Here is a 19,140-nt window from a genome sequence, read left to right as displayed (position 1 = left end):
CAAAAATAAATATGAGTAAAACATATCGACTAACATTATTGTCTTTTTCTTTTTTAACTCTGATGGTAGTTGGCTATTCACTTACAGGTAGCTTAAACTTCGTAATGAGCGATTTTTGGTTTACTTCAGGACTGCTACTATTAATCCTATTATCATTAATTGATCAACCACATTTTTCTAAAGATTCCAATGTATTTATAAATTCAGTAATGGCAGGTGTTTCGTTACTACTAGTGAAAGATATAAATCGAGATTTTATTTTTTGGGTATTTTTCACAGTTACTTTATATCTTTTACTTGTTAGCTACATTTTACTTTGGGTAAGACAAAAACAACTTGCTGAAGAAACCAAATCAATTAAGTTCTTTTCAAGGCTTAATCGAGAAATAGGAAAACCAGATGTTCTATTCTCCGCTTTTTTTATTTGGGGGGCATTTAAACAGTTTGGTGTAGGCTCAACTGAATTCAATGCATTATTTATTTATTGGGTGGTTTTTAAAATTTTCAATATTCCTTCACTTTCTAGAATTATTGGAGATCTGTTTGTTTCAAAAAAAGAAGATGGTGTACAAAATGCACTTGGCCAAATATTTGGTGTTCAGTCAAAGAACACTTTTCTAGTAAAACTATTTGACTTTTCATCAAGAACAGCAAAGGCAAGAATTTTCGATTTTGTTGAATTTCAGTATTCAACAGATAAAAAAGTTAGAAAGGGATTGTTGCTAGATACTTACCTTCTAAATCAAGTGCAATGGATAAAAGTTTTATCAAATAGCCAAATTGAAAACATTTTTAGCAACAAAGTTATTCTGAAGGATCACAGTTTAGATGTTGTATACAAATTAAACGAAATACCGCAGAATGATTTCCTGAAAAGGTTTGTAGGTATAGTCACTGACAATAGCAGGATAAATAATATTAGATTTATATATAATTCACAGATAGAGGTTTCCGAGGGGCAATTATTAGAAGTGTCAGTAAATGGAAAGAACATACTTTATCAAATAGTGGAAGGGATTACAAAAATTGAAACGCTTGAGCAAAAAAATCAAACTGGGTTAATAATTGGTGAAGCATTACAGCTTGGCAATTGGAATCAAACAAAATTTCAGTTTGAACAATTTGGTTGGGTACCTGGTATTAATTCGCCTGTTTTTCTTGCGTCAAAAATTAGTGAACCTAAGATTGAGAAAGACGAATTTGTTATTGGCAAAATTCCAAATACTAACTATCCAGTAACTCTTAATAAAACCACAGCGATGTCACACCATCTTGCAGTTATTGGTGTTACTGGAACCGGGAAATCGATATTTTCCAGAAATCTTATAAGGGAATTTATAAAAGATAAAGATACTAAGGTTATATGTATTGACTTTACAGGTGAATATATTGGCAAATTCACAGATTTAAACCCAAAACATACTATTCCTATCGAAACATCCACGCAGTTATTTAAAGATATTGATAATATCGAAAAAGAAATAGCAAGCAATTTCAATAAAGATAATGATAAATCTCGTAAAAAGAAAAAAGAGATTTCCCTGAAGATGAATGAGGAATTAAAAAAATTCCTTGAAGCTGACGATCAACTTTCTATTTTTGAACTACCTCATGTCGAAAACACTTCAGGTGTATTAACTTACACAAAAACATTTTTCAGAATATTGTTCCATATCGCAAAGACAAAAAACAATTTCGGGAAAAGAGTTTGCTTAGTATTAGAAGAAGCTCATACAATTGTGCCAGAATGGAGCTTCTCAGGTGTGTCAGACAAAATTTCTCAGCCATTGTTAAATAGTATTGCACAAATAGCTTTACAAGGAAGAAAGTACAATGTAGGTCTTTTAGTTATCGCACAAAGAACAGCAAATGTATCTAAAACTATTCTAACTCAATGTAATACTATAATTTCTTTTCAGGAATTTGACAAAACAAGTAGTGACTTCCTTGCAAACTATTTTGGACAAAATATTGTTGGGAGTCTGCCAAAATTGAAATTTAGACAAGCTATTGCAGCTGGTAAAGCATTTAGATCTAGTGTTCCCATGATATTCGAAGTTCCTGAAATAAAAGAGGAATAAATAACAAAACTGAGGTATAAATTTAAAGCTAAGTAGATCATATTCTAACATAACGGCCATCCCGACATTCCACCCCACCAACAATTCCCAACTAAACCATTGACCACACTCCCAAAAACCATTAACTTGCCCGCATGACCGAAAAAACTACGCCCCTCATGACCCAATATCTCAAAATCAAACAGCAATACCCCGACCGTATCCTCTTTTTCCGCATGGGGGATTTCTATGAGATGTTCGGCGATGATGCCAAAATCGCCTCCGATGTGCTGGGGATTACTCTCACCGCGCGCAATCACGGCAAATCGGGCAAGATACCGCTGGCAGGCGTGCCGCATCATCAGGCGGAGAAATACCTTGCCGGTCTGCTCAAAGCCGGTTACGGCGTAGCTGTCTGCGACCAAATAGAGGACCCCAAGCTTGCGGTAGGCATAGTCAAACGGGATGTTACCGAGGTGCTCACCCCCGGAAGCATCACAGTCGATGGCGTTATCGATGAGGATACCGGCAGTTTCATCGCCTCGGTTTATATCGAGGACGACACGGCCGGCGTTGCCCTGCTGGATTACACCACCGGCGAGTTCATCCTCGACCAGACGCCGCTCGACCGTCTCGAACTGACATTCAACCGCTATCAGCCATCCGAATTGCTGCTGCCTGATAACCATCACAACCCCTTAGCCGGTACGCTGAAATCAAATAAAATTCCCTCCTACCGAACCGAGGCTTTCCGCTATGAGAAGGAGTTCGCCGAGAGCAATTTGAACCGTCATTTCGGCACTATCTCATTGGATGGTTTCGGCGTCTCCGATATGGCTCTGGCAATCAGCGCGGCAGGGGCATTGCTTGATTATGTAAAGCGGCTTAAGAAGGGGCAGGTCGACCATCTCAAAACGCTCAAGCGCGCCTCGGCAGATAAGGAGATGTATCTCGATGCTGCCACTATCGTCAACCTCGAGCTTGTGGAAAGCTCTATCGGCGGTAAAGAGTATTCGCTTCTGTGGCTTTTGGATAAATGCCGCACACCGATGGGCAAACGGCTTATGCGAAGGCGGATTATTGCGCCCTTGATTGACAAGAGACGGATATTGAACAGGCAGAAAAAGGTTATCGCGTTTTACAATGACCGAAACCTAAGCGATGATATTCACGATATACTTGCAGATATCAAAGACCTCGAACGGATGCTGTCGCGGTTCGTGGCGGGACGGGCAACGCCGCGCGATTTGCTGGGCATGAAATCCTCCTTCGACTCGGTCGTAAAACTCAAACGCCGCTTGGCCGAAAGCCATGATGTCTTCTCCGAATTAACCGATGCGCTCGATGATTTCGCCGACATCCTGCCGGTTCTCGAGAAAGGTTTAGTCGATAATCCGCCGGTGTCATATCTCGAGGGCGGCATATTCAAAAAGGGATACTCATCAGAGCTTGATGATTTAAGGGATGGCATATCCGATGCCCGGCAATATATCAGAAGCCTTCAGGAAAAGGAACGAAAGCGCACCGGCATCCCCACGCTAAAAGTTGGTTTCAATAAAGTATTCGGCTATTATATCGAGGTTACCAAGCCGCATGTCGATAAAGTCCCGGATGAATATATCCGCAAGCAGACATTAGTAAATGCCGAGCGGTTCATCACCGAGGAGATGAAGGTTAAAGAGGAGCTGATTTTAAAGGCTGAGGAAAAGATAAACCTTTTGGAGGCGGAGCTTTTTATCAAGCTTAAGGGCACAATCAAGGGGATGTCCGCCCGCATCCTGACAACATCGGCGGCGGCTGCCCGAATAGATTACTTCCAGTCGCTGGCGGTTTCTGCCAAGCTGAATGGTTATACTCTGCCGAAAATCTATGATAAGGATGATGAAAAGGGGAGAGGCGGACTTATCGATATAAAAGCCGGCCGTCACCCGATGGTGGAAAAATCTTTGCCGCCGGGCGAGTTCATAGCCAATGACGCCGTTATCAACTCGGATGATAAACGCATCCAGATAATCACCGGCCCTAATATGGCGGGCAAGTCGACATATCTCCGTCAGGTGGGCTTGATTGTGCTGATGGCTCAGATGGGCGGATTTGTGCCTGCCGATACCGCCTCCATATCGATTGCCGACCGCGTATTCACACGGGTTGGCGCAGCTGATAAACTGGCGCATGGACAATCTACTTTCATGGTCGAGATGAGCGAGACCGCCAACATCATCAATAACGCCATGCCGCAAAGCCTGATACTCTTAGACGAGCTTGGTCGGGGTACCTCCACCTATGACGGTTTATCGTTAGCCTGGGCGATAACCGAGCATATCTGTGAAAACTCGAAGATTGCCTCACGGACATTATTTGCCACTCATTACCATGAGCTTACCGAGATGGCGGAGCTTTATGAGGGTATAAACAACCTTCAGGTGATGGTTAAAGAGGCGGGCGATAAAATAGTATTTCTCAGGAAGATAAAGCCGGGCGGCTGTGATGATTCTTACGGCATCGAGGTGGCTAAGCTGGCGGGTTTGCCTATGTCGATTATTAAAAGAGCCGACAAGATATTAAATCAGCTTGAGGCAAAACAACCGCCGGATGCAGTCAGGCGCAAGATTAAGAAAGCTCGACCTACTGAGCAGTCATATCAGATATCGCTGTTTTCGGCGCAGGAATCGAAAATCGCTGAGAAGCTGAGAGCATTTGATATCGATACTTTAACTCCGCTTGAGGCATTGAAGATTTTGCAGGGGCTTAAGGATGAGTTATGATTAATAGTTATGAATACGAATAAAAATACTATATTAAAATATTATATACTCAGCGTGTAGGAGCGTCCGCCTCAGGCAGATACGCCCTTCTTTCTATGCTTGGCGTACGTCCTCATGCGCCAACTTGCATTATGCTACTCACAATTAGGCCAGCCATCCGGCGGGTAATCCGGGCAATCATCCGGAGGATGACCATAAAGGCGGATAAGCCGGGCAGAATGAGATTACATCTTTGCCTTTGAAATACCTAACTAACTTAACCGCATCACTACCTATAATCATACAGTCGCCGTTTATATCTGCCGAAGCCCAGAAGCCATAAATAAGGCAGGGTGGGTTGTACATCCCCATGAAAAAGTGCGACATATAAGTAACATCACTGCCTATGACACTTGGCGGCCATAAACCTAAAGACATATTGGCATCGCCCATTAAGTATGGATATCCTGAACATCCCACCCCGAGAGCGCCGATATCAATACCACCTTCACCAGCTCCAAGACAGCATGAATTTTCAGCGAGATAATAATTATTATCGTCAAGATTGCAGAACATCGGATCACAATCGATATTGCCCTCGCCTTCCCAACCGCCTTGAATGTCGCTATAGTTAATTATTATTGAAGAATCGCTGTCAATGTATATTTCATTACCGCCAAAGTTTGCGATATTAGCCCATAATATAGTATTAACAACTATAGGATTGCGATTTCTACAAAAAATCCCACCTCCGTACCATTCCGCAGAATTTCCGGTAATCGTATTGTTAGCTAAAGTGATAGAATAAATGTTTTCGCAAGAAATCCCCCCGCCAATGACAGCAGAATTTCCAGTTATCGTATTGTTGCTTATGGTTGAAGAAGAATACCTAAAATAAATCCCGCCGCTATAGCTCAAATAGGATAAGGCAGAATTTTCAGCTATCGTATTGTTGTTTATAGTCGGAGATGAATGAAACCTGCAATAAATCCCTCCGCCATAGTTGCGAGAGGAAACATTTTCACTTATGCTATTATTGCTTATAGTATTGTTGCTGATTGTGGGATCAGAACTGCTGCAATAAATCCCACCGCCCCTCCGGTAGGTCTCAAATTCAATAGTCCCAATACCCTTCTGAATAGTAAATCCTTGAATCACCGAAGTTGAATCCTCGCCATTTACAAAGCAAACAACACTCCCGGTATCGGCAACGCCCAAAACCAAAGTATCAGCATCGATGATAGTATTCTGAATATGAAGAGTATCACCATCCAACATAAACTCGCTTGTGAGAAGAATACTTTTGCTATTGAAATTAATGCGCTCATAATAATGCCCCTCTGCAACCAGCACCGTATCGCCATTAACCGCCATATCGATACCGCCCTGTATTGTGGCAGTATCCGCCGGTACATGAATTGTTGTTGCCGTTACCGATGATACAGCTATAACAACAAACAACACGATGCAAATAAATGCTCTGCTCATTTTATTCTCCTGCTGCTTTTAAAACATTATGACAAATACTTCAAATTATACACTAAATATAAGTCAGCATATAGCAACTTATCAAAGTTTAAAATGTCGGGTTTCCCTTTTCTTTTTATCCCTCAAAATAGAGTTCGGCAGTTGCCGGATGACATCCTGAGGGCGATAACTATGATTTTATATTGCCCCAATCGACTAATAACTATATCTTGCTTATGCTATGCTAAATTCAGCTTACATTCTGACATTCGGCTGTCAGATGAACCAGTACGACAGCGAAGTGCTCGAATCAATCCTCGCCGGTAATGGCTGTCTGATTACCGATATGCCCGATTCCGCCGACCTGATTGTGGTCAATACCTGCAGTGTCCGTCAAAAAGCCGAAAGCCGGGCGATGGCGCATATCGCCGGATTGGCGGCTCTCAAGAAGAAGAATCCCTTATTAATCGTGATTGTCGCTGGCTGTATGGCTAAACGCGCTGGTCAGGAAATTATCGATAAGATACCGGGCGTCGATTATGTGGTCGGCCCGGATTATCTCCCGGAAATCCCTGAGATAATCAAAAGCGCTAATAACAGGCAAGTATATATAGACGAAAAAGCCAAATTGCCCGGCTTAGCCTCAAGAGGCGGGAAGAGGAACGTTAATGCTTACTTGGCGATTACCCGCGGCTGTGAGAATTACTGCTCATACTGCATAGTCCCGTATGTCAGGGGTTCACTTCGCTCGAAACCGGTCGATAACATCATCGCCGAAATGAAGATGCTGGTTGAGCGGGGCGCTATTGATATCACGCTTCTGGGTCAGAACGTGAATTCTTATAACGATAACAACCTCAATTTCCCGAAACTGCTGAATAAGCTGGCTCCGTATGCTCCCCCTCGTTTGCGTTTTTTAACCTCGCACCCCAAGGATTTCAGCGATGAGCTTATCGGTTGTTTCAACAACAACATCAATTTATGCGAATCGCTTCACCTGCCGCTTCAATCGGGTTCTGATAAAATTCTCAAAGCGATGAACCGCGGCTATGATACGGCGCATTATCTTGATAGTATCACCAAACTGAAAAAAGCCGTTCCCGATATTACCTTATCGACCGATTTAATAGTCGGATATCCCGGCGAAACTGAGGCTGATTTTCAGCAGACAATATCTATAGTCAAGGAAATTGAATATGACTCGGCGTTTATGTTCCGTTATTCTGTCAGGCCGGGAACGAAAGCCGCCGAGCTTGCCGATGATATTCCCGAACCGGAAAAAATCGACCGCCTCAGCAGATTAATCGAACTTCAGCAGAAAATATCCGAATCGAGAAATGCCCGCTGGAATAATCAATCGCTCGAAATACTGATAGACAGCCATAGCCGACGGAAACCCATCATGCCGAAAGGCAAAACCCGCGGCGGCCAATCGGTATTAATAACCGATAAGCCTGACCTCAAAACAGGTGATATGATTTTCGCAAAAGTGGCGCTGTCTAAGGCCAAAACTCTGTTTGCCAGCTTTGAAAAATTTGCATAAACCCTTGACAAAAGCCTGCGACTATAGGATAATTTAACTATGTATAGCTTCATTTTATTTCTTGCGGTTGGATTGTTTGCGATTGGCTGTCTGCTTGTTTTACATTTTAAGCATCAGACCAAAAGTACCTTGAGCTGGTTTGGTTCAATTGTTATAATCGTTTCGGCAATAACAGCTGCCATAGCTATCAGCAAGCCTTATGATATTATCCCAACGCTTCTATTTGGTATAGGAATAATTTTCTTTACAATCGGGATATATCGATTAATGGTTGGATTCAGCCAGCGGAAAAACAATACGGCTGCCGAATTTCAGGCAAGAACTCTTGGTGATATTCTACATGTTGCCGCCAGTCGTGAAAATTTAATCGAATTGTTAAACTATTCATTAGATAGATACCTCGAACTTTTCTCGCTCAATTCGGGCGCTATTCATATTTTTCACAAGCCGAGAAACATGCTTATAATGGGCAGTTATCGCGGTCTGGCTCCATCCTGCGCAAAAAAACTCGAGCAATTACAACCGGGACAATCGGCGATAGGCAGGACAATTCAGAATAAGCGAGTGCTAATTATCCGCGATCTCCGCGTCAGCCCCGACTACCAATTTTTCGGCGGTAAAATCGAGGGCTACTCATTCTTGGCAGTTGCGCCAATCATTGTCGATAACGAATGCTGGGGAGTAATTACATTGCTTGGCCGCAAGAAATACCATCGCGGAATGCTTGATATAACTACGCTTGAGGAATTTGGCTGCAAACTTGGCCAAGCACTGGCTTTGGGACGGGAAAACAGGCGAATGACTGCCGCCTACAAGCTTCTAAAAAATACAATCGAGTTTTACCATCGGCTATTTGCAGACTTAAAGCATAACCTTTACAATGCTAAAAGCTCGATTTTTGGGATGTTGGCTGACTATCCGGCAAAACTATTCGGCGGTCTGCCGTTTTGCGTTATTACAATCTCATCCGGTAGGTGCCGCTCTATTTATTGGCCTGACATTGACAGCCCCCATGATGATAACAACGCTCTTATAAACAAGCATATCAACGCCGATTTTATTCAAACCATTATTAAACCGGGCAAGTTTTTCAAAGCTGATTTTGAGGATATTCCGGAGTTTTTTACCGGTGTTAGTTTCAAGAATAAAAAAGCGGTCTGCTGCTGCCTTTCATTCTCTGACAGCTGGTTTGCGGTTTTTGCTGTTGATGCTGCCAGAATTTCTGATTTGCAAGAATTTAATGATGACATACAGCTTTTGGAATACTTAGCCAATTTAGAGTATATTAAAAGCCGGATTCATTCGGAAAACCAGAAGCTGAATTTATCTGAACCGGACAATAAGGAATTGGAAAAAGTCAGCGAACAGTTAGCCCCGATTTTAAATTCTATAACTGAAAATATCCAATCGGCATTTGCTCGTCTCTCTCAAAACGGCGACTATGTTAATATCAGCGAACTTAAACAATGGCTTGTTAATTTAGAACGCCCGGCTTTTAAGGGATTGCGGATATTGCAAAAGATAGGCAAAAAAAATAGCTTCGATGAAATAATACAGACTGCGCTCGACAAAGAAAACTTAGACGTTGATTTTCATCCGGGAATAAAACTATCTGAGATGGAATCCGATAAAAGCGGCTTCGAGAAAATTATCAAGGATATATTAAAGGAATCAATTCTCGATGGTAAACGAGTTAGGCTGAAGACATCATCACTAAATGACATCATTACCCTGACAATAGAGGGCGAGGTCAATCTTAAATTCCCATCGCCTGAATTAATTAAACACGCCGGACTTCACAATATCATGATAGAATTGCCCGGGCGATTAAAGACGCCGCCGGCAGATTTAGAAATTGGCGGGGTTGTTGATAAACAAACAAAGAAAATTACGGTTTTAGCCATTGAAAGCAATAGTGTTTTCACAGAGCTTCTAAAAGATATATTTTCCGAAACCGAATATAATTTTCACGCTGAAACATCAGCATCGGCGGGCTTAGCCTACCTCGAATCAGCCCGCTATAACCGTGAGCCTGTTGATATAGCTGTCATTGATATATCCTTACAGGATATTCCCGGACTTGAGTTATCCCGCCAAATAAAGGATTTTGACAGCCGGATATATACGATTTTAATATCAACATGGGGCGTAAATCTGTATAAATCAACATTGGAGGATGCCGGAGTCGATGCAGTGCTCAATAAACCTTTCAGGTTGGAACAATTAAACCGCATATTAACCGAATGGCGCAATCAAAATGAAGCCAGTATTTAATAAAGACTTTTTTAAATTTAAAACCAGTTTTCAAACCCGTTTCTATGAGGTCGACTTGCAGGGCGTCGTTCATCATTCGGTTATAATTAAATACCTTGAAATCGGCAGAGTCGAATATTGGAAAGACATAGGTGTCGGCTATCAGGATTTTCTCGATTCAGGGCTTCAGTATGTGGTGGCCAAAGTAGAATGTAATTATATCAAGCCTCTTTATTTTGACAGGATGATTACCATAATGGTCAGAACATCGCGGGTTTCTCGAACCAGCATCACTTACGAATATTTAATTTATAATGATAGCGATGAATGTGCTATCCATGCCTTTACTACCTTAGTGTGCATACAGGCATACAAAAACAAGCCATACCCATTGCCTAAGTCATATCTTGATAAAATCATAAACTACGAAATTGAAGGTTCGGTTGAAAATAAAGCCTTCAAAAAATAATATCTTAATAGCTTATCCTTTTAGGGTTGGCGCGGTTGTTGATAAATTATTATTGACCGGAAATCTTTTAGTTGCATTGGGATTTATAATAAAGCCGTGCGTAGAGTCGCATTGCAATACGCCCCTACGCGCGATGCATATGTTTGCTCCGGCTGCTAAACATTGCTTAGCGGCTAACGGATTGTATGCGTCAAGATGGAAGTCCGACTAAGCGGACAACATCCTGACGCCAGCGGTTTGAATACAGCAAGGGTATCTCACTCAACATGCGGACGTAAATTTGAAAGCCATTAAAGACTACATTCGATACAATAGTTTTATACGCAAGCATGCTTACAAGCTATTAAAGCTTTGCGATAAGTTTGCTTTATATAATAAAATCTACAGTAAAAATATTCGCGCGAAAACTTCCCGAATAACTCCTTTTCCAGCCGAGCTATCCATTGAGACAACGAATCTTTGCAATGCCAAATGCACAATTTGCCCTCATCCCGATATGAAGCGAACTAAAAGCAAGATGGGGACCGGTCTTGTTCATTCGCTTATCGAACAAGCCGGCAGGGGAAAGGTTGATAAGCTTTTCTTATCCGGTTTTGGCGAGCCGCTTGTCGATAACAGATTGCCGCAGTTTATTGAATATGCCAGTACACGCGGAATTAAAAACATAACCATTGTTACAAATGGCAGCCTGTTAACACCTCAGCTTGCCGAAAGCATGATTGAAGCCGGCTTGAATGAGATTATTATCTCCATAGATGGCTTCACTGCCAAAACGTACGAGTCTATTCGATTAGGTCTCAAATTCGAGCGGCTGGTTGACAACCTTAATGGCTTATCATCGATAAAAAATCGCAAGGATGCTGAAATTTCGCTCTCATGCGTAGACCTTATTCATAACCGAAATGAAAGAGGAAAAGCCTATACCGAATTTGGCCGGTTTGTCGATAATATATTTTTCCGTCAGGCGCAGGGCTGGACTGCTGGTTATGGACAGGAAAGCGCCGGTTATTCGCCGCATTTCGAGACAAACAGCATACCCTGCCAGTATCTCTGGAATTCAGCCAGCGTTTATATCGATGGCACTGTGCCGGCTTGCTGTCTCGATTTCGAGGCGGAGGGTGTTATGGGTAATGCCTTAGATGATAGCCTTGAAAGAATCTGGCAGGGGGAAAGATTCAGATATTATCGTCAACAGCATCTGAATAATCACAAATCGGAATTGGTTCCTTGCCGTAAATGCGGTTATTATTCGGTCTGGTGGTAATGACCAGTTGTTTTAGCTGATTCCTTTTTCTTTGGTGATATGTTTTAACCAATACGCGAGGTGTTCATTAAAAGTTTTGGTGATGGGTTTTAGGTTGTCTTTATTGAGTTGGCAGCCTATATTAGACCGTTGCTTGATATACTTTTCAAACGTTGTTTACCCGGCTGCCAACTGGTGCATTTTACCCTAATTCGTAACAAGGCGAACATCCCGATGAACAGAATTTGCTTTAACTTATATGTTTAATTTTCTATTTGGACAACTTCTTTCAAAGGGCATCTTTTTTCGTTAGAACCATGATGCGCCTTATCAAATATGCTTTCAATCGCTCGCGCGGCATTACGGTAAACATTATCCTCGCCCATTTTCTCTAAAAGATAAGAGCGTCTCATAACATCCAGCACATGATCGTTCAAGCCGCTGAATGATACATCCAAACCGTTTTCGCGTATCCTTTCGATTAGCAGTGATATCATATCTTCACCTGAGGCATCCAACTCGTTGATGCCATTGCAAACAATCAGTATATGCTTCAATTCAGGCATAGACTCAATCACCTGTAATATCTTTTCTTCAAGGTAATTTACATTAGTGAAAAATACCGAACCATTATAGCGAATCACCGCAATATGTTTGCATTTAGCCAAATTGTGACGGCGGGAAGCTCGGTAGGTGCCATCGGGATGCATCGATAGCATGGCAATCTGGGGCTTCATAACTCTGAGTAAATAAAGAATCAGCGAAAGAGCAACGCCAATCATTATACCCTTATCGAGATGAGGCGCGAAAGCCAGCGTGCAAATGAAAGTTATTATTCCGATAAGACCATCATACCATTGCACTTTCCAAGCATAAATAAATCCTCTAATATTAACCAGTCCGATAACTGCCATCATAATGATTGCCGCCAATACAGCCTGAGGAAGATGAAATAATAGCGGTGTGAAAAGCAACAAGGTAATGGCTACGATGCCGCTGCTAAAAACATTAGACAATCCGGTTTGAGCGCCTGCCTGCAAGTTTACCGCTGAGCGAGAGAACGATCCTGATACCGCGTAACTGCTAGCGGTCGAACCGATAATGTTTGCCAGCCCCTGACCTATAAGTTCTTGATTGGGATCGATGCGTTGACCGGTTTTAGCGGCCATTGCCTTTGCAATAGATATCGCTTCCATGAACCCTAAAAATGATATGATAATAGCCATAGGAAATAGCGAAAGCGCCTCAGAGAGTTGAAATTTTGGAAATTTTAATTCCGGCAATCCTTTTGGAATATTTCCAACAACATCGCCGCCGCCAACTAATACGAGACTGCTTTCAGAAAGGCGCTTGCTGCCAACCTTAATCTGCCATTCGCGCCCTTCTTGTTGAGCGTTTTCCGGGAAATCAAACTTCTCGTAAAATATCAGCTTTCCGTCATCGCCATAAGCGGCATATAATTCTGAACTTCGAATCTCTAAACGATATTCGCGAGCATTTTCCTTACCAGATATTATCTGTGTATTAAGGCAATCAATTTGATGTTTAATGTTTAAAACCTCAAATGAATGCAAACCATATTTTTCCTCGGTTTTGTGAATGTTGGTTTTAAACTCCGCTCTCAAGTTAATCAGGCTGTCAATTTCTATTAATTGATTGTTGAACCCTTTAATAGTTTCTTTTATTTTGGAAGATTCTATCTGCGATATGTCTGCCGCTACGTTCTTTTCGAAGCCTATTGACCAGGAAATGAATATTGTTATTACTACCGCAATCAATACTCCCGGAAGACGCTTATTATACCATTTTATAAAAATCATTATGCCAAATGCCAGAGTGGCTATTGCCAATGTCTGCCAATGCGTGTGTGAAATTGCTGCCTCTATAACTTGATATACTGTTTGATAATGATGTTCGGCTTTATCTACATGCACGCCGAATATTTTAGATAATTGAGAAGTGGCAATTATTATAGCGGCAGCGTTAGTAAAACCATTTACTACAGGATGAGAAAGAAGATTGACTACCAAACCAAGCTTTAATAAGCCAAGTGAAAACTGGAATATCCCTACAAGTAATGCCAGCAAAATTGCATAAGCGATAAATGATTCGCTGCCTGCCGTAGCTAATGGTTCCAGCGCAGTAGCTGTCATAAGCGATACAACAGCCACCGGTCCGGTAGCCAGCTGAAAACTTGAACCGAATAAAGCCGCAATTAAGGGCGGGAGAAATGCCGCATACAGACCATAATATGGAGGTAAACCTGCGAGTTGCGCGTAAGCCATAGATTGAGGTATAAGCACAAGAGCTACCGTAAGACCGGAAATAAAATCAAGACGAAAATATGTGATATTATAATTCTTAAACCATGCTAAGAATGGGAACAGACGCATCAATACAGGAATCAATATCTTACCAACCTTTTTCTCTAATAATCTTCGTAATCTTTTCTTCGACTTTATTTTCGACTATAAGCATCTTTTTGTGTTTAGCCTCTTGTATTTTTTTAATTAGCTTTTCCAAGTTAGCAGGTTTTTCCAAAAAGTCCATAGCACCAAGCTTTACTGCCTCCACGCCTTTTTCAACCGTGGCGTGACCGGTAAGTAGAATTACCTGAAGATCAGGTTGTCGCTCAAGCAGCATTTTCAAGGTTTCGATGCCGTCAATACCTGGCATCGAAAGGTCGAGAACAATGGCATCGTATGATTTATCTTTTACTTTATCTACAGCTATCGAGCCATTTTTCGCCGTATCGACTTTCAAGCCTCGGGATTCCATTCTCTCGGTCATCACTTCGGTAAAGTCATTGTCGTCATCTACTAATAATATTTTTTCATCTGCCATATTAAATCTCCCGTTAAATATCGCTTACTGCATTTTAGCTTATATGTTTTGTATCGGCTTTTCTATCAATAGTTAGTATAATGATCTGTCTCCCGCCATCTCCGGCTGTTATTCTATAACTTCCGTTAAGCTGTTCTAATAGCATTTCGAGTATCGATTTTTTAGTTTGGTTGAAAGCGTTATCACTTAACTCCGAACCGGAAATTTTGATTATAACCATACTTTCAATTTTCTCGGCTGATACAATAATCGATCTGCTAATATCATCGTTAGCTATAAACATTTCAAAGCAAGTAAAAACAGCATGCTGAAAACAAAAGGGGTTATTAACCAGCTTAATTGGTTCCGTCAGCGCTTTAAATTCGAGGTTGATTTCTTTCAAACCGGCTAAACGCTGGGTTAAGGCTATAATCGCCTGAAGTATTTCAGAAATATCTATTTCTGCAGCCGCGTTATCAGAACTGTGAGCAAATTTATTAAGCTTATCAACTAATTCTTTACCTCTTTCAAGTTGAATCGAATTTTTTTTCGATATTTTTTGCAGTTTTTTATCATCAATAGGTACTCCCTGCTTTGCTCCGATAAGCAGGTCATTAAGAAGTCCATTGTATTCATTTATTATCGCAATAACATTATTTAATTCGTGCGACAGACTGGCAGTGATTTTTCCATAAAAAGCAAATCCCTGCTCTCTTAACGCATTTTCTTTTTGGCTGATGATATTCAATTATTTTGCCGCTGCTTTCTCGATTTTTTGGATTAAGCTTTCTATTGTTACCGGCTTGATAAGAAAATCGAATGCTCCTTCGCTGATTCCCAGTTCGCCTTCCTTGCGAGAGCCATGTCCGGTAAAAAGGATAACTTCCGTGCCGGGTTTTTCCTTCTTAATCTGTCTCATCAAATCGATGCCCCCAATTCCCGGCATCTTGACATCAATAACGATAACGTCAAAATCTTTACCCTTCAGAAGTTCTAATGCTTTTTCGGAATTGGTAACACCGTGAGCGTCAAATCCCCGCATTTCCAAGCGTTCGGCCATAACTAATGATAAATCTTCTTCATCATCAACCAACATAACTTTTATCGGATTCATAGACGCTCCTTTGCCCTATTTGTATTTAATCGGCAATGTTATGGTGAAAGCGGTTTCTTTGCCGACTTCACTCTTAACACTTATATCACCGCCGAGTTTTTGAATTATGCCATAGGTAATAGAAAGCCCAAGGCCAGTACCTTTTACTTTCTTTGAAGTGAAAAACGGTTCAAAGATTTTAGGAATATCCTCTTCCGATATTCCTTTACCATTATCAGCTATGATAACGCTTACATGACTTGCATTCTTTGCCTCAAGAGTGATATCAACATACCCGCTATCATCGAGGGCTTCGAAAGAATTGTTTATGATATTTAAAAATACTTGCTGCAGCTGTCCTTTGTCGCTTTCGATAGTGGGTAGAAATTCATCGATATGGTAATTTATTGTAATATTTCTATGCTGCGCTTCTCTATCTAAAAAACTGACAACTTCTTGAATAAGTATTTTTAAGTCTATAGTTTCAATCCGGGTATCGATTCTCTTGGCAAACCCGAGCAGGCGATGAGTTATCTTGCTGCATCTTTCGACAGACTTGGTAATAATTCCGATATGCTTTGTAAACTTTTCTCGTTTGGGAAATTCCTCGGTTATATCAATAATATCTTTCAAAAGTCCGGCATTCTCGTTAATTATCTGTAAGGGGTTATTAACTTCATGAGCTACGCCTGCCGCTAACCTCCCTATAGAAGCCATTTTATTAGTGTATTCTATATTGTGAAGAGCTTGTGCCCGCCGCTTGTCAGCTTCCAAGATATGGCCAACAAAACGATTTGTGCCCCATATTATTACAACAATTATAAAAAATATACTTGCGGCTAAAAACCAAAGCAGATTATTTCTGAGAGAAAACCAGTTTCTCATATGTTCTTCCGGTCTGGTTATTTCCATAAGTATAAAAGGAGAATTTTCTATATAAGCATAACCTAAAATATAAAGCTTGCCTTTCTCGTCAATTTGCTCAATTACCTCGGTTTTTTTCGAGTATGGGGGTATCGGGAAATTAATTCGATTGAGAGTGTTTCCATAGAAAAGCGAATTTGTTTGCAATATTCCTTTAGAGTTTACTAAAAAAGCGTCGCTTGATGGACGCCTGCTTAATGAGAGTATATCATGATTTACCGTTTCCATATCTATGGTTGCTCGAAGCACATAAAACCCGCCATTATCCATCTCATGCGTTACAGCAATTACGAAATGAGGAAATTCGCGATAGCCCATAAAGACTTCGCTAACATAAATTCCACGAAGTTTTACCTCATGAAACCAACTTTGATTTTCATAATTTTTCCCTTTAAGCTCATAAGGTCCAACGTAAGTCCTTTGTCTTCCCTCCGCATCAATTAATCCAATATCGACAAACCCGCCAAATGATTTTTTAAGATTCCTAAAAAACGAAGTTAGATTTTTCTGGTCTAAAAGCTCTTCATAAGATTTATCATGATTTATCAAGTCTAATACGGATCTGCGTTCAGCGATAAAAGATGACAGAGATATTCTTGTGTTTGAAGTAAGGCGAGAGATTGGATAGATCATCTCTTCCTGAAAAACTTTTTTATATTGATAGTAGTTAACTACAACCATAATTAACAGGGGAGTAATCGAGACAAATGTTGTAAGGAATACCACTCTTTTCCATAATCTGCGATACCTGCCCCAACCGCCTTCTGGCAATATTTCGGAATTTATATAGACAGGTAAAACATAATGAAGTAATTTTTTTATAGTATCCATTATTTATAATTTTCTACAAACGATAGATTGAAATTATCGCCAGTATTTATTCTTCAAGCGCCTCCTGATTATCTTAAGTACTCTTGGAATCCCGTATTTTTTTATAGGCTTTTTTCATAGCCTCAGACAATTTATCGATATCGACGGGCTTTTGAAAATAAGCAAAAGCACCCAATTCGGCAGCCAAGTTCTCTTCCTTTTCCGAGCCATGACCAGTGAGAATTATCACCTCTGTTCGGGGATGATTTTGTTTTACTTGCCGCAGCACCTCAATGCCGTCAATGCCCGGCATCTTTAAATCCAATACTATAACTTCCGGTTCGTCTCCTTCAACAAACGATAACGCTTCCTCGCCATCGTATACAACAGCAGATTCGAAATTCCTCGTTTGCAAACGTTCTGATAAAGCGTGAACGAAGTCCTTCTCATCATCAACTAATAATACTTTTCGAGGAACCTCAAAATCATCGGGAGGATAGACTGACGGTATATGGTATTTAGGTCCAACCTTGACATCTACCTTCTTTACGCCCTTTACAGTCTCGACAATCTTACGCAATTCACTTTTTTTGTGTTCCAGTCTGTTGACATGCTTATTAATTAAAATAACTGTATTGCCATCATCACATAAAATCTCAACTTCGTGATTTTTCTCTGTTAAGGCGACATTAATCCGTGAAGCCAACACAAAATCAGCTATTGCCTTTTCCGATTCAGGTGTAGTTTTAACAGCTTCCTTTTGAGTATTTTCGAAAATAATATTAACAGCCTCATCCACAGAGCTGGAATGCATTGGAATTATTATATCATAAAGCTCTTCGTCCCAAGGGCTTAATCCCATCAAATATTGCGACCATTGAAATCGTATGTTGTCATCTTTACGGACTATATTATTAGCGTCTTTTTCTGATATGTTTTTAAGCTTGGCGGCAATGTTTACGCGATAATTGTGATCTGCAATAATGCCTATTCTTAGAATATGAGATATATTATTTGGCAATAACAGTGTTTCAAAACCATGAAATACCTGATTGTTTTTCTGGATTGTTTCAGCTAAAGTAGATTTTAAATAAGCAATATAATGTTCTTTCTCGTGAGTTAATCTATTTAGAAAAGGCGTAGGGCCATATAAGATTCTCACAAGTTTATCGATAGGAATATTGTGTTTTTTCGCGGTGTCTGCTAATAATTCATCGCTTGTAAAATAATTATATGATAGCTTTTGAGCAATATTCTGAGCGATACTATCAGCCTGGCAAAACGAACCGCTGAAAATTGCAATTACTGCCATGTAAGGCTCCATTAAATAAAAACAAACTAATCCAGTAACGGCTAATATAATTAAAATAGCAATATTACAAAACATTTTTTAGATTATTTTTTATTTGTATCGATATCAATTGGAAAAGAGAGGTATCATTACATGTTTTATGTTACATAAACCATCATGTATATCTCAGTTGAGTCCATAGCATATCAAATCGCTAATAAAAAACGAGAAATCGAATTGGTCGCGGTATGCTGTAAACTGTTGATAGATATATAGGGATAGTAGGTTGGATTCTTGTCCCTTTCTTATTTTGTTTTATATTTTATATAATAACAATCTATCACTACTGTCCGGCCTTTTGTCCGCCTTAGGCGGATGCTATAGTGATGTCATTCCCACACTGCCCGCGTCATTCCCAAC

At 40.5% G+C, this 19,140-nt stretch carries 13 protein-coding genes; 6 read left to right on the top strand and 7 right to left on the bottom strand.

The genetic code is table 11. The annotated features are described in order from the left end of the window. The first annotated feature begins 11 nt into the window (after positions 1-11). Together J7K40_00605 and mutS are read left to right on the top strand one after the other, a co-directional pair. A complete protein-coding gene (locus J7K40_00605; protein ID MCD6160898.1) occupies positions 12-2,081 on the top strand; it encodes an ATP-binding protein in 2,070 nt (689 codons plus the stop codon). Positions 2,082-2,215: 134 nt separating this feature from the next. After that, a complete protein-coding gene (gene mutS, locus J7K40_00600) occupies positions 2,216-4,825 on the top strand; it encodes a DNA mismatch repair protein MutS (GenBank protein MCD6160897.1) in 2,610 nt (869 codons plus the stop codon). Between the two features lie 177 nt (positions 4,826-5,002). On the opposite strand, the gene J7K40_00595 is transcribed toward mutS, so the two are convergent. Next, the gene (locus tag J7K40_00595; GenBank protein MCD6160896.1) at positions 5,003-6,292 is read right to left on the bottom strand and encodes a right-handed parallel beta-helix repeat-containing protein; all 1,290 of its coding nucleotides are present in this window, start codon (positions 6,290-6,292) and stop codon (positions 5,003-5,005) included. 220 nt (positions 6,293-6,512) lie between these two features. Here J7K40_00595 and miaB point away from each other — a divergent pair, with 220 nt between their 5' ends. From miaB to J7K40_00575, 4 genes are all read left to right on the top strand, one after another. Then, on the top strand, positions 6,513-7,814 hold the full coding sequence (gene miaB, locus J7K40_00590) for a tRNA (N6-isopentenyl adenosine(37)-C2)-methylthiotransferase MiaB (protein MCD6160895.1): 1,302 nt from the start codon (positions 6,513-6,515) through the stop codon (positions 7,812-7,814). 39 nt (positions 7,815-7,853) lie between these two features. Further along, positions 7,854-10,088 (top strand): response regulator, encoded by a 2,235-nt coding sequence (locus tag J7K40_00585; GenBank protein ID MCD6160894.1) that lies wholly within the window; start codon positions 7,854-7,856, stop codon positions 10,086-10,088. Further along, on the top strand, positions 10,072-10,536 hold the full coding sequence (locus J7K40_00580) for an acyl-CoA thioesterase (GenBank protein MCD6160893.1): 465 nt from the start codon (positions 10,072-10,074) through the stop codon (positions 10,534-10,536). The genes J7K40_00585 and J7K40_00580 overlap by 17 nt, the downstream gene beginning before the upstream one ends. Positions 10,537-10,816: 280 nt before the next feature. Beyond that, a complete protein-coding gene (locus tag J7K40_00575; protein ID MCD6160892.1) occupies positions 10,817-11,800 on the top strand; it encodes a radical SAM protein in 984 nt (327 codons plus the stop codon). Positions 11,801-12,042: 242 nt separating this feature from the next. Here J7K40_00575 and J7K40_00570 read toward each other — a convergent pair whose 3' ends face one another. The 6 genes from J7K40_00570 to J7K40_00545 all read right to left on the bottom strand — a co-directional run bounded on the left by J7K40_00570 (position 12,043) and on the right by J7K40_00545 (position 18,741). Beyond that, positions 12,043-14,172: a SulP family inorganic anion transporter gene (locus J7K40_00570; GenBank protein ID MCD6160891.1), complete on the bottom strand. Its 2,130-nt coding sequence runs from the start codon at positions 14,170-14,172 to the stop codon at positions 12,043-12,045. Positions 14,173-14,191: 19 nt separating this feature from the next. After that, positions 14,192-14,623 carry a response regulator gene (locus tag J7K40_00565; GenBank protein MCD6160890.1) on the bottom strand — a complete coding sequence of 144 codons (432 nt, stop codon included), beginning with the start codon at positions 14,621-14,623 and terminating at the stop codon, positions 14,192-14,194. Between the two features lie 34 nt (positions 14,624-14,657). After that, positions 14,658-15,350: a HAMP domain-containing histidine kinase gene (locus J7K40_00560; protein MCD6160889.1), complete on the bottom strand. Its 693-nt coding sequence runs from the start codon at positions 15,348-15,350 to the stop codon at positions 14,658-14,660. Beyond that, a complete protein-coding gene (locus J7K40_00555) occupies positions 15,351-15,716 on the bottom strand; it encodes a response regulator (protein ID MCD6160888.1) in 366 nt (121 codons plus the stop codon). A gap of 15 nt (positions 15,717-15,731) precedes the next feature. Continuing rightward, on the bottom strand, positions 15,732-17,450 hold the full coding sequence (locus tag J7K40_00550; protein ID MCD6160887.1) for an ATP-binding protein: 1,719 nt from the start codon (positions 17,448-17,450) through the stop codon (positions 15,732-15,734). A 73-nt stretch (positions 17,451-17,523) separates the two neighbouring features. Then, a complete protein-coding gene (locus J7K40_00545; protein ID MCD6160886.1) occupies positions 17,524-18,741 on the bottom strand; it encodes a response regulator in 1,218 nt (405 codons plus the stop codon). Between the last annotated feature and the right edge of the window lie 399 nt (positions 18,742-19,140).

The sequence above is a fragment of the Candidatus Zixiibacteriota bacterium genome, from assembly GCA_021159005.1.
GTDB lineage: Bacteria > Zixibacteria > MSB-5A5 > UBA10806 > 4484-95 > JAGGSN01.
Note: the sequence above shows the minus strand (reverse complement) of the source record. Positions and strands in the feature narration are given on the sequence as shown.

Coding starts and splice junctions, on each gene's coding strand:
- J7K40_00580 (MCD6160893.1), top strand. CDS start 10,072: ATGAAGCCAGTATTTAATAAAGACTTTTTTAAATTTAAAACCAGTTTT.
- J7K40_00555 (MCD6160888.1), bottom strand. CDS start 15,716: ATGAATCCGATAAAAGTTATGTTGGTTGATGATGAAGAAGATTTATCA.
- miaB (MCD6160895.1), top strand. CDS start 6,513: ATGCTAAATTCAGCTTACATTCTGACATTCGGCTGTCAGATGAACCAG.
- J7K40_00605 (MCD6160898.1), top strand. CDS start 12: ATGAGTAAAACATATCGACTAACATTATTGTCTTTTTCTTTTTTAACT.
- J7K40_00550 (MCD6160887.1), bottom strand. CDS start 17,450: ATGGATACTATAAAAAAATTACTTCATTATGTTTTACCTGTCTATATA.
- J7K40_00595 (MCD6160896.1), bottom strand. CDS start 6,292: ATGAGCAGAGCATTTATTTGCATCGTGTTGTTTGTTGTTATAGCTGTA.
- J7K40_00545 (MCD6160886.1), bottom strand. CDS start 18,741: ATGGCAGTAATTGCAATTTTCAGCGGTTCGTTTTGCCAGGCTGATAGT.
- J7K40_00585 (MCD6160894.1), top strand. CDS start 7,854: ATGTATAGCTTCATTTTATTTCTTGCGGTTGGATTGTTTGCGATTGGC.
- J7K40_00570 (MCD6160891.1), bottom strand. CDS start 14,172: ATGCGTCTGTTCCCATTCTTAGCATGGTTTAAGAATTATAATATCACA.
- mutS (MCD6160897.1), top strand. CDS start 2,216: ATGACCGAAAAAACTACGCCCCTCATGACCCAATATCTCAAAATCAAA.
- J7K40_00565 (MCD6160890.1), bottom strand. CDS start 14,623: ATGGCAGATGAAAAAATATTATTAGTAGATGACGACAATGACTTTACC.